Source organism: Agrobacterium sp. 10MFCol1.1, assembly GCF_000381165.1.
GTDB classification, from domain to species: Bacteria; Pseudomonadota; Alphaproteobacteria; order Rhizobiales; family Rhizobiaceae; genus Agrobacterium; species Agrobacterium tumefaciens.
Map to the genome: position 1 here is coordinate 166,881 of NZ_KB906073.1, position 24,026 is coordinate 190,906.

Annotated in this window: 19 protein-coding genes; 9 read left to right on the plus strand and 10 right to left on the minus strand. The window is 57.3% G+C overall.

Annotation, left to right across the window (positions count from 1 at the left end; genetic code table 11):
• Nucleotides 1-5: 5 nt before the first annotated feature.
• The 3 genes from F617_RS0105470 to F617_RS0105480 are packed head-to-tail and all read right to left on the minus strand — an operon-like array spanning nt 6 to nt 3,938.
• Nucleotides 6-1,934, minus strand: coding sequence for a glycosyltransferase family 2 protein (locus tag F617_RS0105470; RefSeq protein WP_026330682.1), 1,929 nt, complete (start codon nt 1,932-1,934; stop codon nt 6-8).
• The gene (gene galE, locus F617_RS0105475) at nt 1,931-2,914 is read right to left on the minus strand and encodes a UDP-glucose 4-epimerase GalE (RefSeq protein WP_019564671.1); all 984 of its coding nucleotides are present in this window, start codon (nt 2,912-2,914) and stop codon (nt 1,931-1,933) included. The genes F617_RS0105470 and galE overlap by 4 nt, the downstream gene beginning before the upstream one ends.
• Nucleotide 2,915: 1 nt before the next feature.
• A complete protein-coding gene (locus F617_RS0105480; protein WP_019564672.1) occupies nt 2,916-3,938 on the minus strand; it encodes a UDP-glucuronic acid decarboxylase family protein in 1,023 nt (340 codons plus the stop codon).
• Between the two features lie 396 nt (nt 3,939-4,334).
• On the opposite strand from F617_RS0105480, the gene F617_RS0105485 reads away from it, so the two are divergent.
• Nucleotides 4,335-4,685 (plus strand): hypothetical protein, encoded by a 351-nt coding sequence (locus tag F617_RS0105485; protein WP_003510891.1) that lies wholly within the window; start codon nt 4,335-4,337, stop codon nt 4,683-4,685.
• Between the two features lie 60 nt (nt 4,686-4,745).
• On the opposite strand, the gene F617_RS0105490 is transcribed toward F617_RS0105485, so the two are convergent.
• Nucleotides 4,746-5,516 carry a helix-turn-helix transcriptional regulator gene (locus tag F617_RS0105490; RefSeq protein ID WP_019564673.1) on the minus strand — a complete coding sequence of 257 codons (771 nt, stop codon included), beginning with the start codon at nt 5,514-5,516 and terminating at the stop codon, nt 4,746-4,748.
• A gap of 908 nt (nt 5,517-6,424) precedes the next feature.
• On the opposite strand from F617_RS0105490, the gene F617_RS0105495 reads away from it, so the two are divergent.
• The 5 genes from F617_RS0105495 to F617_RS0105520 all read left to right on the plus strand — a co-directional run bounded on the left by F617_RS0105495 (nt 6,425) and on the right by F617_RS0105520 (nt 13,863).
• A complete protein-coding gene (locus F617_RS0105495; protein ID WP_019564674.1) occupies nt 6,425-7,387 on the plus strand; it encodes a hypothetical protein in 963 nt (320 codons plus the stop codon).
• Between the two features lie 151 nt (nt 7,388-7,538).
• Nucleotides 7,539-9,560 carry a hypothetical protein gene (locus F617_RS0105500; protein WP_019564675.1) on the plus strand — a complete coding sequence of 674 codons (2,022 nt, stop codon included), beginning with the start codon at nt 7,539-7,541 and terminating at the stop codon, nt 9,558-9,560.
• 75 nt (nt 9,561-9,635) lie between these two features.
• Nucleotides 9,636-11,858, plus strand: coding sequence for a type I secretion system permease/ATPase (locus tag F617_RS0105505; protein WP_019564676.1), 2,223 nt, complete (start codon nt 9,636-9,638; stop codon nt 11,856-11,858).
• Nucleotides 11,859-11,866: 8 nt separating this feature from the next.
• Nucleotides 11,867-13,231 (plus strand): HlyD family type I secretion periplasmic adaptor subunit, encoded by a 1,365-nt coding sequence (locus F617_RS0105510; RefSeq protein ID WP_003510897.1) that lies wholly within the window; start codon nt 11,867-11,869, stop codon nt 13,229-13,231.
• 137 nt (nt 13,232-13,368) lie between these two features.
• The gene (locus F617_RS0105520; RefSeq protein WP_013761578.1) at nt 13,369-13,863 is read left to right on the plus strand and encodes a hypothetical protein; all 495 of its coding nucleotides are present in this window, start codon (nt 13,369-13,371) and stop codon (nt 13,861-13,863) included.
• 19 nt (nt 13,864-13,882) lie between these two features.
• Here the strand turns inward: F617_RS0105520 and F617_RS0105525 are convergent, their stop codons facing one another.
• The 3 genes from F617_RS0105525 to F617_RS0105545 all read right to left on the minus strand — a co-directional run bounded on the left by F617_RS0105525 (nt 13,883) and on the right by F617_RS0105545 (nt 17,321).
• Complete coding sequence (locus F617_RS0105525) at nt 13,883-15,151, minus strand: O-antigen ligase (protein ID WP_019564678.1); 1,269 nt, start codon at nt 15,149-15,151, stop codon at nt 13,883-13,885.
• 7 nt (nt 15,152-15,158) lie between these two features.
• Nucleotides 15,159-16,445: a polysaccharide biosynthesis/export family protein gene (locus tag F617_RS0105530; RefSeq protein WP_013761580.1), complete on the minus strand. Its 1,287-nt coding sequence runs from the start codon at nt 16,443-16,445 to the stop codon at nt 15,159-15,161.
• 195 nt (nt 16,446-16,640) lie between these two features.
• The gene (locus tag F617_RS0105545; protein ID WP_003510909.1) at nt 16,641-17,321 is read right to left on the minus strand and encodes a sugar transferase; all 681 of its coding nucleotides are present in this window, start codon (nt 17,319-17,321) and stop codon (nt 16,641-16,643) included.
• 385 nt (nt 17,322-17,706) lie between these two features.
• Between F617_RS0105545 and F617_RS27520 the strand changes: the two genes are divergently transcribed.
• Nucleotides 17,707-17,916: a hypothetical protein gene (locus F617_RS27520; RefSeq protein WP_141680512.1), complete on the plus strand. Its 210-nt coding sequence runs from the start codon at nt 17,707-17,709 to the stop codon at nt 17,914-17,916.
• A gap of 21 nt (nt 17,917-17,937) precedes the next feature.
• On the opposite strand, the gene F617_RS0105555 is transcribed toward F617_RS27520, so the two are convergent.
• A complete protein-coding gene (locus F617_RS0105555; protein ID WP_003510910.1) occupies nt 17,938-18,486 on the minus strand; it encodes a cupin domain-containing protein in 549 nt (182 codons plus the stop codon).
• A gap of 146 nt (nt 18,487-18,632) precedes the next feature.
• Here F617_RS0105555 and F617_RS0105560 point away from each other — a divergent pair, with 146 nt between their 5' ends.
• Nucleotides 18,633-19,967, plus strand: coding sequence for an aspartate aminotransferase family protein (locus tag F617_RS0105560; RefSeq protein ID WP_003510911.1), 1,335 nt, complete (start codon nt 18,633-18,635; stop codon nt 19,965-19,967).
• 145 nt (nt 19,968-20,112) lie between these two features.
• On the plus strand, nt 20,113-21,933 hold the full coding sequence (locus F617_RS0105565; RefSeq protein WP_003510912.1) for a methyl-accepting chemotaxis protein: 1,821 nt from the start codon (nt 20,113-20,115) through the stop codon (nt 21,931-21,933).
• A gap of 110 nt (nt 21,934-22,043) precedes the next feature.
• Here the strand turns inward: F617_RS0105565 and F617_RS0105570 are convergent, their stop codons facing one another.
• Both F617_RS0105570 and F617_RS0105575 read right to left on the minus strand, forming a co-directional pair.
• Nucleotides 22,044-22,829 carry a L,D-transpeptidase gene (locus F617_RS0105570; RefSeq protein WP_026330683.1) on the minus strand — a complete coding sequence of 262 codons (786 nt, stop codon included), beginning with the start codon at nt 22,827-22,829 and terminating at the stop codon, nt 22,044-22,046.
• A gap of 19 nt (nt 22,830-22,848) precedes the next feature.
• Nucleotides 22,849-23,904, minus strand: coding sequence for a murein L,D-transpeptidase family protein (locus F617_RS0105575; protein WP_003510915.1), 1,056 nt, complete (start codon nt 23,902-23,904; stop codon nt 22,849-22,851).
• Nucleotides 23,905-24,026: the final 122 nt, after the last annotated feature.

The window sequence follows — 24,026 nt, forward strand, 5'->3', positions numbered from 1 at the left end:
TCCTTCTATTGTCCGACCCTATTGTCGGCCAGCATGATTTCTCCGGTTGTCATGACCGGTGGCGGCACCATGGGCTCCGCCTGCATGTTTCGAATTCCGGGCATTCCCGGCAGTACGATGCGCAGTTTCAGACGCACCGATCTCGCTCCCTCCACGCCAGCACCGGCCACGGTGAACCGCGTTTCGGTGAAGCTGACATAGGGTTGCCCGTGCGACAGGGCCTCCAGCCCACCAATCGCATGGGAGCTGAGTTCCGCGGCACTACCTGCCACAAGCAGTAACGAACAGGCGGCAACCGTCGCCCCACCGCGCAATGCCGGCAGCCGTGGCAAGCCGTTTTCCATGGTGTGTCGGACGAGAAGAAAAACCGAAAGGCCCGCGTAGATCGCCACATTGATCGCGGCGAAGACGAAGAAACCTTCCGCAGCGTTTTCACGCGGCGCCAGCACCATTGCGAGAAGGCTTAGTGCCGCCAGAACCATGTAAGGCGCGATTACACGCAGCGGCAGCGGCGGTTTTGCCTGCGTGCCCTTGGGTGTAATGCGAAAGTCGACAAAATCACCACGGATCGTATCGCGTATCGCCGCAAGCACACCCATCAACGACCAGGGCCAGCGCAGGAACAGAAACACGATGGCTTCCCACCCGAAGAGTTTCGCATCATGCGGGCGAAAGGCCCCCGTGGCCCGCCAGAAAAAGGCGAACACGATCATGATGAGCGAAATCGGCAGGAAATGCGCCAGAAACACTGGATAGGAGGCATTGACGAGTACCTGGCCGCTCAACAGTGCAAAAGCGGGAAGCACGAACATCAGTGCCATGAAGCCGGAAAACAGGGGATACCAGAGCTGTGAAAACAGGAACTGGAATTTCAACCGCAAGGGAAGCTTCGGCACGTAATGCCGCGAATATTGCAAGAGGATGGTCATCAGACTGCGTGACCACTGGAATTCCTGCACCACGAGATCGGTAAAAGTCACCGGCCCGTCGCCATGCGCGATTGCGTTGACGGCATGGACGCCGCGCCAGCCGCCCGCATTCATCAAAAGCGTGGTGGAATGGTCCTCGGCAAGCTCGGGTCCCAGACCGCCCACCTCACGCAGGGCTTTGGTGCGCACGGCATAATGCGAGCCGATACAAAGCGGCGCCCAGCTGTTGTTGTAACCCAGCTGCAGGGCGCCGTGCAGGCTTGCCTCGGCATAAAGCCTGCCACGCGCAGCCCAGCTTTCCTTTGCATTGGCATCGCAGATGCTTGGTGCGGAGACATATCCAACCGCCGGATCGGCGAAAGGACGGATGATTTCACTCAGATAGTCCGGTTCCGGAACGTGATCGGCGTCGAATTGCGCGACGAAATCATAACGCTCATACCCGTAATGATCGTAGAAATAAGCGAGATTGCCTTCCTTGCAACGGGTGCGGCGAGGCCATGTCTTGCGGTGATAATCGACGACACCCTTCCGCGTCGAAACGAAAACACCGTGCGCGCCGCACCATTTCAACGTTTGCGCATCCGGGTCCTCATCCGCAAGCCACACGTCGAATTCCAGGCCCTTCTGCTCCAGCATGGCCTGCAGCGTCTTTTGTACTACGGCAAAAGGCTCCGATGGCGCCTTGGTTACAACCATCGCCACCCTGCCCTGCGGCAGAGGAGAGCGCCGGTCGACGACCCTGGCGTTCAGGAAGATGAAGATGAAATAGGACGGCAGAAGCGTGATCCACGCGAGCGTTACCGTAACGACCGTAAAATACGGCCAGTCGATGACCCGATCCCGGTCCAGCCACCAGATCCAGAAATAGGCAAGCGTCACCAGCCAACCGCCAATTCCGAGACGATAGGCCATGCGGTTCCAGCCGGTGAAGACGGGCAGCATTCGCAATTGCCCCGCGACGGGACGCGATGATGGTAAGGAAGGGGTAGAGCGAGCTTTCATGACAGCACCTCCAGCCCGAAGCCGGGACCAGCCGTGCGGATGATGGTGTCTATATCGGAGCGCTTCGGCGCAAAGCCGAGGGTCGCCCTCGCTCTTTCTATGTCGGCGAACAGGGCGGGCGGATCACCGGCGCGCCTTGCGCCGAAATGCACCGGCACTTCCTGTCCCGTGACGCGATGGATCGCGCGGATGATATCCCCGACCGATGTGCCGTGGCCGGAGCCGAGATTGACACGCAGGGTCTCGCCGCCATCGGAAAGATAGTTGACGGCGGCCACATGGGCATCAGCCAGATCGCTGACATGGATGTAGTCGCGGATACAGGTGCCGTCGCTGGTGTCGTAATCCTGGCCGAATACATCAAGTTGCGGCAGCCGCGAGGCGGCAGCCATCAGTGCCCGGGGGATCAGATGGGTTTCCGGCTCGTGGCGTTCGTAAAGTTCGCCATCCGGGTCGGCACCCGCCGCATTGAAGTAGCGCAGCGCGACGAAACGCATGCCATAGGCGGCAGCGTAATCATCGAGCGCCATTTCGAAAATCAGCTTCGTACGACCGTAGGGATTGACCGGCATCTGCGCCGTTTCCTCGCGGATCGGTAATTGCGGCGGCACGCCATAGGTGGCGCAGCTGGAGGAAAATACCAGCCCGCCGATATTCTGGTCGAGACAGGCATCTAGAAGCGCCAGACTGCCGCCGACATTGTTGCGGTAATATTTGCGCGGATCCTCGACGGATTCGCCGACATAGGCATTTGCGGCGCAATGGATGACGAAGGCTGGCGAGAACTCCTTGAGCGTGGCCTTCAAGAGACTACGATCGAGAATGTCGCCTTCAATGAAGGGACCCCAGCGAACTGAATCCGCGTGACCCGTCGAGAGATTATCGTAAGCAATGGGCTTGAAGCCGGAATGCGCCAGCGCCTTGCAGATGTGGCTGCCTATGAATCCGGCCCCGCCCGTGACGAGGATTGTACGGGACATCTCATACGGCCTCCGCAACCTTCTTGCCGGCCAGCAGCGCATCGAAATAGACGATGGTTTTCTCCAGACCGGTTTCGAGCGGTACGCGCGGTTGCCATCTGAGCATTTCCTTGGCACGCGAAATATCGGGACGGCGCTGCTGCGGATCATCGATCGCGGCGGGCAGATGCACGATGCGCGAGCGGGAATTCGTCATGCGGATGACGATATCGGCCAGTTGCCGCACCGGAATTTCGCTCGGGTTGCCGAGATTGATCGGTCCGGTGCAATCCTTCGGCTTGGCTGAAAAACGCAGGAACCCGTCGATCAGATCATCGACGTAGCAGAAGGAGCGCGTCTGGCTGCCGTCGCCATAAATGGTGATGTCCGAACCCTTCAGCGCCTGGACGATGAAGTTGGAGACCACCCGCCCGTCATCGGGGCGCATGCGCGGCCCATAGGTGTTGAAGATGCGCCCAACCTTGATATCGACGCCATAAAAGCGGTGATAATCGAAAAAAAGCGTTTCGGCGCTGCGCTTGCCCTCATCGTAGCAGGCTCGCGGCCCGATTGTATTTACGTTGCCGAAATAGCTTTCCGGCTGCGGATTGACGAGCGGGTCGCCATAGACTTCCGATGTCGAGGATTGCACCACGGTTGCACCGCATCTGCGAGCGACTTCGAGAACGTTGACCGCGCCGAGCACATTGGTAAGCAGGGTGCCGACTGGATCACGCTGGTAGTCCGGCGGCGAGGCCGGCGACGCGAAGTTGAAGATCAGCGAGACGTCTATGTCATAGGGCTTGCGGACATCATGCTCGACCATCAAAAACCGCTTGTTGGCTTGCAAATGCTCAACATTCACGGTCCGTCCAGTCGAAAGATCGTCGAGACAGATCACCTCATGACCGCAAGCCAACAGACGTTCGCAAAGATGGGAGCCAAGGAAACCAGCCCCGCCGTTGACCAGAACGCGCTGGCCTGGCCGCCACTCGGAATAGATTGTAGCGCCGTTGTCATGGTCGTTGGGAACGAAATTACGCATTACACACTCCTCCCAATGAGGAACCAGCCCGGCTGATTCGACTTGAACTAGATCAAACTCCAGATTGCAGGATATTTCGAATGTCACCTCCGGTTTTTATTTCTTCTGGAGGTTTTAATATTTGGATTCGGTATATTTCAACTTTTATGATAGGCGCGTCATAAAACAGGTCAACTTTATTTTATCGAAATATTACAATTGATTACCCCGAATTACTCGTATTAATCACTCGATTTAATACTTTTTAACTACGCCTCCATTATGCCTTTCTTATTGAGCATTAGCGCAAGCTTCGCTCAACCAGTCGGGACTATTCTGGTTTTGTAAGGCTCGGTCCACCGGGGCAAAACCACCCGGCGAGATGCGACAGCTAGTCGATTTCAGGGGACATACATCATGAATGAAATGCCTTATTCCCATAACAGCAAAGCGGCCCGCCGCTGTCGTTTTGCACTTGTTGCCGCCGCACTTGCGACGTTCACTTTCGCAACGGCCTCGTGCTCCGTCGTTGAAGATGCCGTTCTGATCAAGACCGCATCTGCTAATACGGCGACGATCAAGAGCCGGGTTACTCCAGCCAAGGCGTCCTACGGCTATGACAAGACAGGCAACGCAGCCGTCACGCTTGTTGCCGATACTTACGACACACCGACGATATCGCCGCGGCATTCCTATTCCGGTTCTTCTCCCTATATCTGCTCACCGAGCGGATTTGGTCAGAAGTCCCGCTGTTTCCTGAGGCCCTGAGCCTCAGGCATAACCTCTGCTTGAAACTGGCGTCATTGCGGCATCAGGCCCGCCAGATGTTCAGTTTCTCCAGCCGGAGATAGCCGCGTCGTCGTCCTTGTGAAAGAAGCGCGACGCTGCCTCCGTTCGGTTGCGCACATTCATCTTCTTATAGATGTTGCGAACGTGCACCTTCACGGTATTCTCGGACAGGTGAAGCCGGTCGGCGATGATCTTGTTTTGCGTTCCCTTGCAAAGCAGGTCGAGGATCTGCACCTCGCGCGTCGTCAGCGCCGCCATTTCACTCTTGCTGACGGCAAGAGCGTCGGCGCGGTTGGCAATCACGGCGTTGCTTTGAACGCTTTTGCCGTTCACGGCCTGGGAATAGGGGGTGAGCTTGCCGAGAAGGGCAGCGGGAAAATGCTCCCCGCCCTTCATGAGGAGATCAACCGCCGCCATGAAAACGTCGAGCCGCAGATTAAGCGGCAGCACGCCATCAATGATACGCATCCCCACCAGTTGCTTCAGCGGCTCCTCAAACTTGTCGATGGTTTCGACGACAAGTGCAATTGGGGCATCCGGATGCTTTTCGCGGACCGCCGAAAGAACGCTATGAAGCCGCTCGCCCGACATGCGGTACGGCAGGACCAGCCGGACATCGGCGCCATAGTCATCGTCGATCGTTGCCGACGACATAACGCTCATCACAGCGAATGTAGGGAACTTTTTGCCCAGCGCCTCCACGAGGCACTCGGAAAACAGGTCCGGATCCGCGATGATCAATAAAGTTCCATTTACAGGCGCAACGGCTCCACTTTGTTTTGCCGCATAATCTGAAGTTCCCATGAACATCGACGTCTCCCCTAAAGCGCTACGCATTACGTTCTTTTTGGTTGTGTGCTCTGTCATTCGCCGGGATACCCCTAGAAACAAATGGGGCAACTCCCGCTTCACGCCATGTCAACTATCATTAATTACCCGTTAATTAAGGAGGCTAATACGAAAAGCTGTGCAAAGAAATGGCCCAAATGGGTTATTTCTTGCAATTGACGTACAAAATTGGTTACGCCCGTAATGAATCGTTGAGCCCGGAACCAGTGTAAAAACAAACACATCGGAAAAGCTTTCGCTCCGGTTTTGCAATCCGGGAAAATATAACTTTTGGTTGATATCCCTTTACATACCTGCCCGGCAAACGAACTTCCGGAATGTGCCATTTCGGGATAGGGACCCTTCTCACCGCCATTGACTATATTTTTAGAAAAAGCAGCTTTTCCCGGCCTGAGCGCAATTATTTGCGTCTGAACCGGCTGCAAATCTCCATGCGACCGCCTTCCGACATATATATTGGTGGTAAGGGTGCCGATATGTTTAGCCCGAATTGATAGCTAGGAAGCGCGATTTTTCTGCTGCACAGTCTGACCGTCGCTGCAAACAGTGACCGATGGAAAGACAACCCCGGCCTTTGACGTGTGTTTGCAAACGCCGGTTCCTTTTCAAGACATAACGAAAGCAAAAAGACGAAGCCACCGCGCTCCCAACGGAGCGAGGAACGGATTTGTGCGCCTTAATACCGAGTAGCGCACAAGGGCTGAACGAGAAGAGCCCGGTTACGGGCCGATGCCAAGCCGCAGATGAGACGTACCGAGTGCATCTGCAGAACATCAATCTTTGTGCAACGCGGAGCAAGCGCGAAAAAATCCCGTTTTAGATGAGAGGGATTTCGAAAGCTGCTCCGAGCTTTTTCGGAGGAAATCGACATGGGTTACAATCCACAGCCTGCGGGCGACGACATCACCAAGATTGGCGCGCTTTCGGAGGGTTTCGCCAACACCTCGACCAATGACGCAAAGGTGGACGACAGCAACGTCGGCACCGCAAACGGTGAAAACCGCAACAACGACAACAGCGACAACAGCACCAATGTGGATGTTGACGCCAAAATCGACGTTGCAGTGGGCAACGGCGACAATCGCGACAACGACTATGACTGGAGCTATGACAGCAAGTCTTACAGCGACAACGATACGACCGTAAAGACGAGCACCGAAACCAGCACCGAAATCAAGACCGATTACGACTGGAGCTATGAAAGCAAGTCGTACAGCGACAACGACACCAACGTGAAGACGGTCACGGATACGGACACCAAGACCTTCTCCTATTCCGACGACGACACGACAACAACAACAACGACGACTTCCGACAGCTTCAACTCCGCTGACAGTTTCTACAAGTCGGATGACGACTTCGGCAACATCGCCGGCGTCAAGGATGTCGGCAATCTCGGCATCGCTGGCGGAGACCTCACCTTTAACCTCGGTGACGACTTCTCCTTCACACTTGATGTCGACAATATCCTCAACAGCTCGCTCAACGGCGAAGGCAACGACACGGGCTTCAGCCTTGTGCAGGCCAACCACCTGGCGGATCAGGATCAGGCCTGGGATGTCAGGATGGACAATGGTGGTGCACAGAACCACCTGAGCGCGAATGCCGGCGACGCCTTTGGCGCAGAAGGCATGGACGGCAAGGGATGGGACCTCAAGGCTGGCGACGACGCTTCGGGTACCAGCACTGCAGATGCGTCGGCTATCCTTGCAAACTCCGGCTTCCATCTGGAACTGGTGCAGGGCGCCAACATGCTCTCCAATGCCGTTGATATCTCGGTCACAGGCGGTAACTCGCATGTTTCCGATACCGGCGAGGACAGCGGCTCCTGACGAGTACCTCTCTATGAAAAAAGCTGCACCGGCATTCGCCGGTGCAGTTTGCGGTTGAAGGACCGGGTTTGCGCGAAGACGAAGCACCGCCTCTTGGACGTGTGCCGCCCGCCGCCCAGGCTCTGCCGCGATGATCAGGGAGGGACCTGCAATGCAAATCGACAGAATTTCAGACATGATTGCGCATTTCATCGGCCTGTTCGACACGGTGATCGAGGAAGCGCGTCTAAGAAGCAACTATGCCGAAGGCACAGCACACGCGAACCAAGACCGGTTGTCGGATGATGACGCGGCAAGACTGCTAGACAAGAACTACGACTTGCAGCTTCAGGATTACGATCCCGGCGTTAAATATCGCGCCGGCTATTACGACTTCGACTATCTGCAACCGCATTTCGCCCGCATGGTCGAACACGACATGCAGCAGCTTGCAAATGCGATACCGGTCGATATGTCAGCGGCGCATTTCCGTTTTCCGGGCAGTGTCTCCTTTGAGCAAGAACGCGAACTGGTGGTTCACACCGGCCCTGGCTCGGTTATCGCCCATATCACTCAGGTCAATATTCTTCAGGACGACGACTATCTGAACATGACGGACGGCCCCAATGTGGCGCGCGACACCAGTTTCGTGACCCAGCGCACCGTCGAGTTCCATAACGAAGCAGCCGTCTTCACGCCCTTTTCCGTTTTCCAGCGCACCGACAGCTACGACGCGTTGCAGGCGCTCGCCAAATCAGCACATGATTATATCGACCATGCACGCGAAAATGACGTGACGTCCCTTGGAACCGGCGCTGAACAGGATTTCGTTCTCGCTGGCAATGACATCAACGGCCTCTACATCAATGGCTCCATGGCAAGCGAAAAGCCAACGCTCGACGACTTCATGCCGGATCGTGGCATTGCCAAGCCCGCTGAAGAGCCGGAAAAGAGCGATGTTTCGCTGCATGAGGATAGCCCCGCCGGAAACAGCCTCGATGTGGCTGCCGGCGCAAATGTCGTCGCCAACATAGCAACGCTGGTCAATACTGCCGTCATGGCCTCCGTCACCACCGTCATGGGCGATTATCACCAGATCGACGCAATCACCCAGGCCTATGTCTATAGCGACCGCGATGAGGTCGATTCCGTTTTCACGCAGTCCGAAGACCATGACGCAACCGCCGCCTACAATATTGCGACCTTCTCACGCAGTGTCTATCCGGGTGCGGAAAGCGCCGACAGCAGTCACGATAGTGGTGAAACGCCAATATTTCCCACTGCCTGGCGTGTCAGCGTCCTCGAGGGAGACGTGTCCTTCGTCCACTGGATCGAGCAGTACCAGTTCATCAGCGACAACGACACACTGACGGTTACCTCTTCAGGTGCCAGCGTCAGCTTGCTGAGCGGTGGCAACGCTGCCCTCAACATCGCCAATTTCCTCGGCATCGGCATGCAGTACGATCTGGTCATCGTCGGCGGCAATGTGCTGGACATGAACCTCATCAGCCAGATCGCCGTGCTTTACGACAATGACTGGATCCGCGCCAACCCCGACGCGCCTGAGGGTGCCACCGTTCAGTCCGGCAACAACCTGTTGTGGAACGACGCCAGCATCCACAATGTCGGTAGCAACGACCGTTTCGAAACCATGCCGGACTATATGGCGCAGACGGTGAAAGCGATTAACGAGCGTGATCCGAACATGCCGGACGCGCTTGCCCACGATGCCAATTTTGCGGGCTATCAGGGGATCAACGTCCTTTACATCACTGGCAATCTTTATGACGTCAGCATCATCAAACAGGTGAGCGTGCTGGGCGATTCCGACTATGTGACGCAGGCAGCAGCAAAGATTCTCGAAAACAACGAGAACGTCACGATCCATATCGATACCGGCAGCAACGCCGTCATCAATCTCGCGCAGATTATCGATTACGACAGCTTCGGTTCCACCACCTACGTCGCAGGCGGGCTTTATTCGGATGCTATCCTTATACAGGGCGGCATCATCGAAAACGATGCATCGCAACCGGGTCACCAAGGCCAGCAGCTGGCAAACGAAGTGATCGCGTTTCTGCACGACGATCCCGCCACCATTCAGAATGAATCCGATGGCGTCATCAACGCCGGTCACGACATGTCGTGGTCCAGCGCGCATTCATCCGACGTCATGCAGGCGGTCACTGCATAGGTTTTGACAGGCGGAGAGAAACGCCCCCGCCAAAGCCGCAGAAACCGCGAGATCACCGAGGGGATTAATAAAAAAATGGATCATATTTCAAGAAAAACCATTACCGCCGGGCACTCGCTGGACTTGCCGCTGGATCAGGATGCGGAAGACAGCAAGCTGACTGATGCCTGCATTTCGGCCATAAACGAGGCCGTCGAAAACCTGCGCCATCTGTCCGGCGCGGAACCGAGCGCGAAAGCAGCCCCGCCCTCCCCTGAGATCACACCGCCCCGGCCCCTTCCGCAACATTCCCCATACGCCGAACAACCGCAAATGCGTGACGTTCCGCAGGAAAGGCCAGTGCCGCCGCAGCAAGACCGGCGCCCCGCCTCACCGCCGGAGCCGGAAGCAAAGGTGGACAATACCGAGCTGAAAAGCGCACCCGACCTGCCCTTCGTCAAGACCATCGACAATAATGACGGGCCTATCCGAGAAAACGAGCGCCGTCCGGTGACGGGCGGCGGCGGCAACGGCAAGGAGCCGACGGAGAATGGCGGTGGTGGCGGAGGAGGCGGCGGAAGCCAGAGCGGCTTCCACAAGCGCAGTGAACCCGTCAATTTCGCCGCCAGCCTCGCCAAGGGCATCGCCGCGATACGGCGCAACATGGCGATCGTGATGCTGTTCACCATCGCCATCAACGTTCTGCTGCTTGCCATCCCGCTCTATCTGTTTCAAATCTCGGACCGGGTCCTGACAAGCCGCTCCATGGATACCCTCGTCATGCTGACGGTCGCCGTTCTCGGCGCGGTTCTGTTGCAAGCCTTCATGGACGCCATCCGGCGCTTCATCCTGATGCGCACCGCTGTCGAGCTTGAAGTGCAGCTTGGAGCGCCGATTCTGTCGGCTGCGGCCCGTGCCTCCCTGCATGGCAGCGGCAAGGACTACCAGATCCTGCAGGACCTGCAGCAGCTGCGTTCCTTCATTACCTCCGGCACCCTGATCGCCTTTCTCGATGCGCCGTTGATGCCCCTCTTCATCGTGGTGGTCTATCTTGTACATCCGCATCTCGGCATCATCATCATGGTCTGCTGCGCGGTGCTGTTCATCATAGCCTGGCTGAACCAGCGCTTCACCGCCAGACAGTTCGCCGAAGCCTCCGGTTATCTGAGCCGCGCCAATTTCCATCTCGATTCCATGTCGCGCAACTCGCAGATCATCAATGCCATGGCAATGATCCCTGAGGCCGTGAAGATGTGGGGTCGTGAAACAGCCGGATCGCTGAAGTCGCATGTGGCGGCGCAGGATCGCAACATCATGTTCTCAGGTGTTTCCAAAGCAGCCCGCATGATCACGCAGGTCGCACTCCTGGGTTGGGGCGCGCATCTGTCTCTCGCAGGCGAACTGACAGGCGGCATGGTGATCGCAGCATCCATCATTTCCGGCCGCGCGCTGGCACCGATCGAAGGGGCGATCGAGGGTTGGCATCAGTTCAACAAATCTGCAGCCTCCTATAGCCGTATCAAGCAGCTTCTCATCACCTCACCGCTCAATTTCCCGCGTCTGCGCCTGCCCAATCCGGAAGGGCGTCTGGATGTGGAACGTATCCTTTTCGTGCCGCCGCCGCAGAAGAAGGTGATCTTGAACGGCATTTCCTTTTCGCTGAAGAAAGGGGAATCCCTTGCCATCATCGGCAATTCCGGTTCCGGCAAGACGACGCTTGGCAAGATGCTGGTCGGCTCCATCCTTCCCACTTCCGGCAATGTCCGCCTTGACCTCATGGACCTGCGCAACTGGGACCAGCGGCAATTCGGTGAAAGCATCGGTTATCTGCCCCAGGACGTGCAGCTGTTCCCCGGCACCATCAAGGCCAATATCTGTCGCATGCGTGACGATGTCGAAGACCGGCAGATCTACGAGGCGGCTGTGCTCGCCGACGTACACGAGCTGATCGCCGGTTTTCCGCAGGGTTACGAAACCGTGGTTGCCGCCGATGGCGCACCGCTTTCGGGCGGCCAGAAGCAGCGCATCGCGCTTGCCCGCGCATTCTTCGGTGATCCAAAATTCGTGGTTCTGGACGAACCAAACTCCAACCTTGATACGCAGGGCGAACAGGCGCTGGCAAAAGCCATTCTGCACGCCAAGAAACAGGGCATCACCACCGTCACCATCACCCAGCGACCCGCACTTCTTCAGTGCGTCGACAAGATAATGGTGCTGAAGGACGGATCGGTCGCCATGTTCGGCGAACGGATGGACGTACTGAAGGCCATTTCCGGCAATGGCCGGCAAAGTAGCCAGTCTCCGCAGATCGAGGGTTGAGGATCGTCATGTTCAAGAAAAAAACCGCCGTCGCCGTCGCAGAGGTAAAACCCCAGGGCCAGCTTGAGTGGTACAGCGAAGTGCCACGTTCCATTCGCCTCCACAGTTCAATCGGTCTTGCCGTGCTGCTCGCCTCCTTCGGCGGTTTCGGGTACTGGGCCGGCACTGCACCGCTCTCCGCCGCCATCATTGCCCAGGGCAGCTTTGTCGCCACCGGCAACAACAAGGTCGTGCAGCATCTGGAGGGCGGCATCATCAAGGAAATGATGGTCAGCGAAGGCGACACCGTCAAGGAAGGAGACGTGCTTCTGACGCTCGACAAGACGACGGCGCTCGCCAACGAGCGCATGTTCCAGCTGAGACGCCTTCGCCTCGAAACCATCGTCACGCGCCTGCGCGCCGAGGCGCAGGGCCAAAAAAGCTTCAAGGTGCCTGACATCGTCATGAAGGAAGCCAGCGATCCTGATATCAAATCCATCATCCAGAGCCAGAACATCGTGTTCCACAGCAAGATCGTGAAACTCGACGAGCAACTGAATCTCATCGAAAAGAACATCAAGTCGCTGGAGTTTCGTTATGCGGGCTATGAGGGGCAGAAGCAGTCATTCGACCGTCAGCTGGCACTTCTGACCCAGGAGCGTGATTCCAAGGAAAGGCTTGCCAAGGACGGTGTCATCCGCAAGACCGACATGCTGGCGCTGGAGCGCGCCATTGCCGATGCCATGGGCGATATCGCCCGACTGACCGGCGAGATGAACCAGAGCGAGGCTGAAATCGCCAAGTTCAAGCAGGAAGCGGTCATTGCCATCAACGCCAACAAGCAGGCTGCTCTCGACGCGCTGGAAACCGCCGAAGCCGATCTGGACAGCGTGCGCGAGCAGGTGCGCGGTGCCGCCGAAGTGCTGGAACGCACCGTCATCCGCTCCCCGGTCAACGGTACCGTGGTGCGCGCCTATTACCACACGGCAGGCGGCGTCATCACCACCGGCAAGCCGATCATGGAAATCCTGCCCGCCCACGTTCCCCTGATCCTTGAGGCGCAGGTTCTGAGAACCTCCATCGACCAGTTGCATGAGGGCCAGACGGCAGCGATCCGCCTTTCGGCACTGAACCGCCGCACCACGCCTGTTCTGAACGGTAAGGTCTTTTACGTATCCGCCGACAGCATCGAGGAAAATGCAGGCCTGCAGGTTAAGGACGTCTATATCGTGCGCGTGCAGGTTTCAGACGAGGAGATCGCGAAGGTCCATAATTTCCATCCCGTTCCCGGCATGCCGGCGGATGTCCTGATCCAGACTTCGGAGCGAACCTTCTTCGAATATCTGACCAAGCCTATCTCCGAGAGCATGTCCCGAGCATTCAAGGAAAGATGAAGAAATACCGCTTTTCCAGGAAGGTTGGATGGCGGTTTTGCGTCTGGAAAATGCGGAACGCAGAAGGACCTACGCTGTCAATCCCGTCCAGATCGGCATAGAATGCCAGTATATGTCTGGTGGGGCGGGAGAACAGCATGGCAGCAATGTCGGATATATTGCTGATGGTCGGCAGGCTGAATTACGTGTGGACCAACACCGAAAGCCTGATGATCTATCTGATCGTCCATCTCCTGAAAGTGGAGAAGGAAGCGGCCATCGTCGTGTTTCTGACGCTCAACACCACGCGCGCACGCATGGATCTCATCGAGCGTCTGGCAAAACTTCCCTCAACACCAGCGCCGGATCGCAAGACCATTCTCTCCATCATGGCGCGGCTCAAGAAAGAATCGAAAACGCGCAACAAATACAATCATTGCATCTACTCCTTCGACGAAAAGGGCGAAATTGCCAGCACCCAGCTCATGCGACTGGTGGAGGACGAAACCCAGGTCCGTTACGGCAAGGTAGAACGCATGGACGAGAAAGAAATCGAACACCTCGAGAAATCCATCGCCGACATCGTCTCTGTCAGCAAGGACATGTGGAGTTTCATCCACGCCAGCCCGCACGTCTCATCGGATTACCTCTAGGATCGGGCAGAGCGAATGCTCAGGCTCGCGTCTGTAACCGCACGCCAATCGCGGGATGAGTTTCGCTGTTCTGCGTGGCTTTCGCCGGCAGGCATAGTTTTCCGGCGGCGAAATACAGCAGGAACGAGCCGATCTGGAATGGGAAGATGATATCGATCTCCACGAAGGAGCGGACGACGAACAGCGCGCAGATGGCAAAGAGAATGACGCCCTGCGGATCGCGCTGGCGCATCAGGACCGAGCGCAGATGGCCGAGCAGCGTTCCGTAAAGCACCATGCCGAGCAGAACCATGCCGACGATGCCATTCTCCACCACCGTCTCGATATAGGTGTTGTGAAAATGGAAGCCGCTGCGTCCGGTAATGAAGAAGTCGTTCCACAGGCGCTCGGCATCGGCAAAACCCACCACCCAGAACCCTTGGTAACCAACGCCGAGGATCGGTGTCTGCTTTGCCGCTTCGATGCCCTGCTGCCAGAGATAGGTGCGTCCTGTCAGTGTCGAATCCTTGCCGAAAAGGCCGAGAATGGCATCAAGCAAGCCGAACTGCAGGGACGCGACCACCAGCAATATGCCAATACCGCCGAGTGCGAAAAAGGTCATCTTGCGGTTGGCCGGTGAAAGCATGCCAATCGGGATGAAACCGATGATGAGGGCGACCACCGCCGCCGTGGTAATGGTGGATGTGGCCGATTGCGAAGCAATTAGGCTATAGGCCGATAAGAGCCCGGTGATGCCCGCGATCGGCAGCCAGATATCCCTTTGCTTGAGGATCAGCACGGATGAGACGGCGAAAATGACGCCGAGCGAGGCGTAAAAGCCAAGCTGGTTCTTCGATGAGAAAGCCCCGACAAAACTGTAGGTTCCATCAAGCGCATCGAAAAGGTGGACACCGAACAGCAGCGAATAGAGCAGAATGACGGTGATGCCGATCAACGCCCCACGCGTCAGCGTGCGGATGGAGACCACCCGCATGGCGATAAGTGCACAGACGATATGCGTCATATACTGGATGGAAGCGCGCATGGTGACCGATGCTGCCTCCGACCAGAAGCTCGACAGCACGGTCAGGATGCCGAAGGCGAATATCCACAGATAGCGCGGATAGTTACCCAGCACGCGCCGGTAATTGACCACTACAAGGGGCAGCCACATGCCATAATAGGCCAGAATCGAGATTTGCCCGAAACGCGACGAATAGGCGAAAACGAAGAATGACAGCGCAATCGCCGCCATTCCGTATACTTCATTGCGTTCGGGATCGATCAGTGCCGATTTGGCGATCCGCATGAAAACCTCACTGCATCAGGATTTCGGACGAGACCTTGATGACGTCGCCTGGCTGAAGCATGGCGTTTTCATCCACCTTCACTTCCTTCGGCTTGCCGTTTTCCTCACGCACCACGACGTAGCTGATTGTCGCGGATTTTCCCGACGGATCGAAACGGATCGCCTCAGCCGATTGTGCGAGCGCCTCCGACATCAATTCCCGGCTTGTACCCAGTTGCAGATTGAGCTTGTCGAGTTCCGCTTCCGTGTCCTGCAATTCCTTGGAGCGCTGTGCCACCCAGTCATTGCGCAGGTTGATTTCATCCTGGGTCGCCTTGTTGATATCCTGCTTGGCACGCAATGACTGCGTGTCGATATCAAGCAGTGCGGCTTCGACCTCTGCTGCACGTTCTTCCGCGGAAATACGCCGTTGCGATAGTGCAAGGCCCTGCTCGTTCAGCCGGTTGACGCGGTCTCGGTCCTCATTGGCAAGCTCGAGCTGGCGGTTTTGCGTTTCCGATTTCTTTTTCAGCGATTCGACTTCGCTTTCCAGAAGCGCATGCAGATCCGTCAGTGCCTTGAGCTGCAAAGTGTAACGCTCGGTGCGCGATTTCATCAGCGCACTTTCGCTGGCGAGAAGCGCGTCGATCTCGGCAATCTTTTCCATCTCCGGCGTCTTGGCGATGACCGTGTCACCCTTGACCTCGGCGATCAACCGGGCCTGACGGGCAAGCAGCCTTGCGCGCTGGTTGTCGTAAACGGCTGCGTCGCCGCGGGCATTTATGAAGTCGCGGGCAAAACGCTGCCCGGCATCGGAGCGCCGCAACCCACCGGCAAGGCTCACGGCCTTCAACACCGTGAGATTGGCAGCATAGGGATATTCGCCGGGCGTCTGTACATCTCCGCTGAGGAAGATCGGCCGGAACTGGGCGATTTCGACAGAAGCCGACGGCAGATTGCGAAGGGCGAACTTGCTCTGGAGCTGGGCTCCAATCGCCTCACCGACCTCCGCGGACGTCTTCCCCGCCACATCCAACTGGCCGATGAAGGGCAGCGACAGCGCGCCGGATGGGCCGACGGAATAATCGCCGTTGATGACATCCCAGTTGCGGATGCTGCCATCGGCCGGCTGCCATTCGGCAACGCGGATGCGCAGCTTGTCGGCGGTGCCAAGCTTGTATTGAGCGCCTTCCGCAGCCATTGCGGAAAGCGGCGCTCCAAATGCGACGGATGCGACAAGCAGAAGGGCGGAGAAAGTGCGTCCGGCGGTTCTTTTTGCAAGCGGACGGCTAGCGACGGCAATAGGACCGTTCATCGGGAAACTCCCTGTTTGCGGATCGCCGCGCGGGCGATCAGGCGATAGAGCAGCCGGACGGTGCCGGCTGCACAGCGCCGCAAAAAAGCGGCCATTATGATTTGCACCAATGACGCACCCAAAGACCGGACTTGGGATCCCGGTCAGGGTGCGTGGCAAAACAAAGATCGATAAAGCCAAACTCAATATCGGTTTTCAGTAGCTTCCGCGTGAAAGGCACACGGCGGGAATGGTCTTGACGATGATGAAGACGTCCTGTCGCATCGACCAGTTCTGCACATATTGCGTGTCGAAAGCCACGCGGGTCTTGTAGCTTACGTCATTGCGGCCGCTGATCTGCCAAAGGCCGGTCAGGCCCGGACGGGTGCTGAGGTAATAGGCGGCATCGCTTTCGTAGTAGCTCAGCTCCTCGTCGACGACGGGGCGCGGGCCAACGACGCTCATTTCGCCGCGGATGATGTTGAGAAGCTGCGGCAGCTCATCAAGGCTGAGCTTTCGCAGCACGGCACCAACTGCGGTTACGCGCGGATCATTCTTGAGTTTGCGGGTCGCACGCCATTCCTCGGCAGCCTCCGGATTGGCGGCAAGATATTGCCGCAACATTTCATCACCGTTCATCGCCATCGTCCTGAATTTCAGGCAATGGAAATAGCGGCCATTATGTCCCACACGCCGGTGCCCATAAAAGATCGGGCCGGGATCGGACAATTTCACCAGTGCGGCGATCAACAGAAAAATCGGGCTGAAGATGAGCAGCGCAAGCAGGGCCGATGTCATATCGAAGCTGCGTTTTGCGATGCCCCCGATAGGGAAACTGACATCGAAGTCTTCGGAACTGCTGAGTGTCTGTTCAGCCGATTGGGTCGCGGACTTCATAGAGAGAACTCCATTTATGTTTTGCGATTGGTCGGTGCCCGGAGGCGTGTCTTTCCGTCTAAAAGAGATAACAAGTCTGTGTTCTGAATTTGATGCTAATGGATTTTTTGTAAGGCACATTGCCCCTGACCGTCTATGCGATTTCTTGCGAGAGCGGCCGATCAACGTCAGGGCAATATTAACGGTTGCATAAAAAAGCAACAAATGTGCCGGCGGCCATGTGTTGAGAGCATGGGTGCCGCTCCCGCATGTATTGCGTTTTCGACAACAGATAGTCTTTTCTTATATGTTTCTTGTGACTTAATCAGGTGAGACAGGAACGCCAAGAACAGCCATGCGTCAGGAAGAATATTAAATTTTTTTGCAGCGCAGCAAGATTGTGGCAATGCATATAAAATTTGACATATTAACCGGGATTTTTTTGCCGGCACGCCAACTTCGCCAAGAAAAAGCGATGGAAAAATTGCAAAAGCGGCGCAAAAGCGGCAAAATAATGGCAGGAACCCGTATCAAAGTTCGGTCGGCTCGTAGAAAATCTCTCCGGCTGGACCATATTATCTCCGGCTGCAACGGTCCGACCACCATTCCGGCGTGACTTTACGCGAAAGCCATAGAATCAGAAGGTGGGTGGTGTGCAGGCGCTGATGACCTCGCACGGCACTGGACCAACGCAACGGAAGCGGTGCGGCCTGCGGCTTTCGAAATAATAGGCATCCCCCGGACCGAGAACCCGCCGCTCCTCGTCGACCGTCACCTCCAGACGCCCGGAGAGGATGATACCACCCTCTTCTCCATCGTGGACCAGTGGCACCTTGCCGGTATCGGCACCCGGCTGGTAACATTCCTTCAAGATTTGCAGGCTGCGGCCGAAAACATTTTCGCCCACCTGCCGGAAGGATATCGGTCCTTTGCCGATTTCGACAAGTTCATCCGCGCGGTAAAATGCCTTGCGGCTGGTCTCCGGCTCGTAGGCGAAAAATTCGGCAAGGCCGATCGGTATACCGTCGAGAATGCGCTTCAGCGCGCCGACGGACGGGTTGGAGGTGTTGGATTCGATCAAGGAAATCGTCGAATTGGTAACGCCAGCACGTCTTGCCAGTTCACGCTGGGAAATATTGTGACGCAGCCGCAAATGGCGCAAACGCCCGCCTATATCCACCGACATGCGTGATCCCCCGTTGCCGTTGTTCGAAATATCGAAAACTACCTTTCCCGCCTATAACATTTTCAATGGCTTGGCCACAGCGAGAAAAGGGCTTGTTCAGCCCGGAAAATAGCTTTCAATCACCGGCACCGAACAGGAGAACCGTTATGGACAACCCCAACCGATCCAACTCCACCTCACTCGACAGCTACTGGATGCCATTTACCGCCAACCGGCAGTTCAAGGCCAATCCCCGCCTGCTGACGAGCGCGGAGGGCATGTATTACACCAGCAATGACGGTCGTCAGGTTCTCGACGGTACAGCTGGCCTGTGGTGCGTCAATGTCGGCCATGGCCGCCACCAGATTGCATCCGCCGTCAAACACCAGCTTTCGACCATGGATTATGCGCCCTCGTTTCAGATGGGCCATCCCGTCGCCTTCGAATTCGCCGAGCGGCTGGCGGAAATCGCGCCTGGCCCGGAAGGCGCGAAGCTCGACCGCGTGTTCTACACCGGCTCGGGTTCTGAATCAGTCGATACGGCGCTGAAGATTGCGATCGCCTATCAGCGCGCCATCGGTCAGGGCACCCGCAGCCGTCTGATCGGCCGTGAGCGCGGTTATCACGGCGTCGGTTTCGGCGGCATCTCCGTTGGCGGCCTTGTCAACAACCGCCGTGTTTTTCCGCAAATCCCGGCCGACCACCTGCGTCATACCCACGATTTGGCGAAAAACAGCTTCGTAAAGGGCCAGCCCGAGCATGGTGCCGAACTGGCAGACGATCTGGAACGGCTGGTTGCTCTGCATGGGGCCGAAACAATCGCGGCCTGTATCGTTGAACCGGTTGCCGGCTCCACCGGCGTGCTGGTGCCGCCGAAGGGTTATCTGGAGCGCCTGCGGGCCATCTGCGACAAGCACGGCATTCTGTTGATCTTCGATGAGGTTATCACCGGTTTCGGCCGTATGGGCTCGTCCTTTGCCAGCAACTACTTCGGCGTGACGCCTGACATCGTTACCACCGCCAAGGGGCTGACCAACGGCGCAATCCCGATGGGTGCGGTTTTTACCAGCCGCAAGGTGCACGATGCGTTGATGCATGGGCCTGACAACCAGATAGAGCTGTTCCACGGCTATACCTATTCCGGACATCCGGTTGCCTGCGCCGCCGGCATCGCCACGCTCAACATCTACCGCGACGAAGGGCTCTTTACCCGCGCGGCAGAAATGCAGGATGTCTGGCACGACGCCATCCATTCGCTGAAGGGCCTGCCCAATGTCATCGACATCCGCACCATCGGCTTCATCGCCGGCATCGAGCTGCAATCGCGTGATGGAGCTATCGGCGCACGCGCCTATGACGTTTTCGTGGATTGCTTCGAGCGCGGTCTGCTCATTCGCGTCACGGGCGATATCATTGCCCTTTCGCCGCCGCTTATCGCCGAAAAATCCCATTTCGACGATATCGTCTCGATCTTGGGCGACGCGCTGAAAAGAGCGGATTAAAAGTATAAATCTCTAATAAATAAAAGGCTGCAATTTCTATTGCAGCCTTTTTTTGCATTTATCAAGACCGCAACAAAAATAGATCATTTCTTAAGCATATTCTATTAATTTCCCGTAGTATAACCAACCGAGCGGGAATGGCCTCATGGCGTCGATTCAGAAAAAAATTATATTTGCAAGCATTGCAATCTTTTCCATCACCGGAAGCGCGGCGGGGGTCGGTATCTGGGCGACGAATACGCTCAATCGCAATAGTACGGATGTATCGCGGTCCGCCGAGATACTTCACAATCATATGCGTGCCGACATGATGCACGATGCGCTGCGCTCAGACGTGCTGGCAGCCATTCTTTCCACGAATGATACGATGGGCCTGTCGTTCGACGCGGTAAAGGCCGACCTTGCCGAACATGAAGCCACTTTCCTTGAAGCATTGAAGCTAAACAAGGCGCTTACCGAAGGTACGAACGCCAAAGCCGTTATTGAGAGCGTTGAAAAACCGCTTCAGTCCTATCTTGAAAGCGCCAAAACGGTGGTTGGCCTCGTCAACGCCGATCCGGGCGCGGCGACAAAAATGATTCCGGACTTCATGCGCCAGTTCACCACTCTCGAAACCGCGATGGAAACGGCGAGCGAACAGATCGACGCGCTTTCCGAAGCAACTGTCGCGGAAAGCCAGGAGACGAAGGCGGTAATCGAGCTCGTATTAGAAGGGCTGCTGGTTCTGGCGACACTCTTCTGCGTAGGCCTCTTTATCCTCACCCGCAAAACGGTAACGGGTCCAATCCTGCGCCTGTCGAAGACGATGGAAATCCTTGCCAGCGGCGACACGTCACAACCTCCTTCCGGCATGGACCGGAAGGATGAGATCGGCTCCATGTCCGGCGCGGTCGAAATATTCCGGCAGGCGGCGATTGCCAATCGGGCGCTCGAAGAACAGGCCGCAGCAGCCAGACTGCAGGCAGAAGCCGATCAGGCGGCGGCGCGACAGCAAGCGGAGGACGATGCGTCAGAGCGGCTGCGCATCGCCACTTCCGGTCTTGCGACAGGACTGAAGCGGCTGGCATCGGGCGATCTGGCCTTTCAGCTCGATCAGGCCTTTGCCCCTCAATTCGAGGCCTTGCGTCACGATTTCAACAGCTCAGTGCGTCAACTCGGCGAAACGCTGTTCGCCATTTCCGATGGCATCAGCACCATTGACGGCAGCAGCCGGGAAATCGCCGCAGGTGCCGGCGATCTTTCCCGCCGCACGGAAAATCAGGCAGCGTCTCTGGAACAGACAGCAGCAGCTCTCGATGAAATCACGGTCAATGTTTCAAACGCCAACAAGCGTGCCGCCGAAGCGCGGCTCGCCGCCACCGATGCCAACCACAGCGCACTGAAATCTGTGGAAGTTGTCAGCCATGCGGAAGAGGCGATGCGCCGCATCGAAACCTCGTCCCGGCAGATCACCGGCATCGTCGGCGCCATAGACGAGATCGCCTTCCAGACAAATCTTCTGGCGTTGAATGCAGGCGTGGAAGCCGCGCGCGCCGGTGAAGCCGGCAAGGGATTTGCGGTAGTGGCGCAGGAAGTGCGCGATCTCGCCCAGCGCGCAGCAAAGGCCGCAAGCGAAATCCGCGATCATATCCGGCAATCCTCGACGGAAGTGGAAAGCGGCGTGAAACTGGTTCTCGACACCGGCACGGCGCTGAAGGAGATCGGCGAGCGTATCGCGGGCATCGATCGCCATATGAACGCCATCGCCACATCGGCGACCGAACAATCGACCGGTCTTGCCGAAATCAACGCGGCGGTAAACTCCATGGATCACGCCACCCAGCAAAATGCTGCCATGGTGGAACAATCCACTGCGGCTTCTGCAATGCTCGCCGCCGAAACGGCAAAGCTGCGCTCGCTTGTATCGCGGTTCCGTCTGGAAATGGAAAGTGCCGGTAGCCGCGACGTTACCCGTCGCGTTGCCTGAGGTCGCTGCCGCAGATCGAGCCGGCAGCCGCAGTATCGAAGCGCTGTGATTGCGCCTTCATTCATTAGCCATTTCCAGCCGCCCTCTCAGGCGGCTGGAAATTTCGTCTATCAATAGGTCTGCATTGGTTGCGACAGGCCGTCGCCGACCACGCCGCCGCCATACTGCGCCACGGGCACGCCTGCCTGCCCGATAGGAACACCCTGCTGTGCGGGCCCGAGCGCCGTCACCACAATCGGCGTACCATCAGGCACACGGTTATAGAGGTCGACAATATCCTGGTTCAGCAGACGCACGCAGCCGGAGGAAACCGACTTGCCGATCGTCCACCATTCCGGCGAGCCGTGCAGACGGTAGATCGTGTCCTTGCTGTCCTTGAAGATATAAAGTGCACGCGCACCGAGCGGGTTCTTGAGCCCCGGCTCCATGCCGCCATTGCGGCCGCTATAGGGTTCCAGCTCAGGCTGGCGGGCAATCATCTCGTCGGGCGGCGTCCAGCGCGGCCATTGACGCTTGTACTGGATAACGCCGCGTCCGGCCCATTCGAAGCCCGCGCGGCCGAGACCGACGCCATAACGCATGGCCTGGTTGTTCTCGTAGGTGAGATAAAGGAAATGGTTGGCGGTATCGACCACAATGATGCCGGGACGCTCACCGGTGGGATTTTCCACCATTTGACGCAGGAACTGGCGCGGGATCCGCTTGTAGGGAATTTCCGGCAACGGAAACTGCTCGTCGGGCTTCGGACCGTACATCAAGGCATACATCGGGTCGTCGGCCGGGGCTGTTGGCCGTGTGGCCTCACGCGCGGTGGTGTTGCAGCCTGCAAGGCCGGCCAGCGCCAATCCGCCCGCTCCAAGCAGGAAACCTCGCCGGGTCGTTGTCGTGTCGTTCAATTGAAAAACCTCATCTGCGTCATCTTGCGCTGGCAAAGGGATCTGCCAGCGCCGCCTCGGGGCGGCTTATAGGGTACTTCGTGCCGGAGACCTGCGATGCCATGGCCTTTGCGCCACTGGATTTCAGGATGGCACGGAAGCTCGGGTGCATGCCGCCGTCTACATACGCGCTGACCGGGGCAGAAGTTCCCTCGTTCATCGCGGCGGCAAATTTCTGTTGCTCTTCGGCCATTTTCGACGCCACCAAGGGGTCCGGCTGGTTTATCGCAGGTGGGCAGGCCGCCAGCGGATCGGCAGGCTCACCGCCGGCAAATTCGCTGTTAAAAACGTATCGCCGGCCACAAACGGAAACCTTTGGCTGGCGGCGCGTCACCTCGAAATAGTCATAGCCTTCCTTGAGCGTCTTCCAGAAGGGCATATTGGGATCGTCCCGATTCGCCACCATGTTCCGCGCGCTCATGCGGAAGGGATAGGCCTGAACCTGAAAGCGGTCCTGCCCGCCCTGCAGCGCGCGCGCCACGACCGCATAAATCTCGCCGACCTGTTGATCGGTCATCGCGTAACAGCCCGACGAAGAACAGGCACCATGCACCATCAACGCTTCGCCGGTGTAACCAAGCGCCGATTCCAGCCGGTTGGGATAGCCGAGATTGAAGGAGACGTAATATTGCGAATTGGGGTTCAGCATGCCTGCGGAGACATGATAAAATCCTTCCGGCGCCTGCCGGTCGCCCGTCTTCGTCTTCGGGCCAAGTTTTCCGGACCAGCGGCACATGGGATAGGTCTTGAGCAGCGCATAATTACCGGTCTTGTCGATCTTCCAGACCTCAAGCTCGCTTTCCTGCTTGAAAATGCGAACGAGAACCGGGCTTTCCGGGCGCATGCTCTTGGCAGACATCTGCGCCATCATCTTGGATGACAGCTTCGGCGGGTCCTTTTTGACGCTGTCGAGACCCATGGAGGTGCACGCGGCGAGACCGCTGCCGATCGCGACGACCGCAGCTATTCTCATTCCCGCTTTTACCCTGCGCCGCAGCCCCGCACTTGCGAAGTTCAGCAATGCATTCACACCCATGGATCGTTCTGCCCGCCCGATTTGCCCGCCTTTGTGGCAGAGGCTTAACTAGCGAAGGTGGCCATATGGCGGCAACCTCCCGCAAGGACAAAGTCTCGTGAACAGACGTTACCCATTCGTTA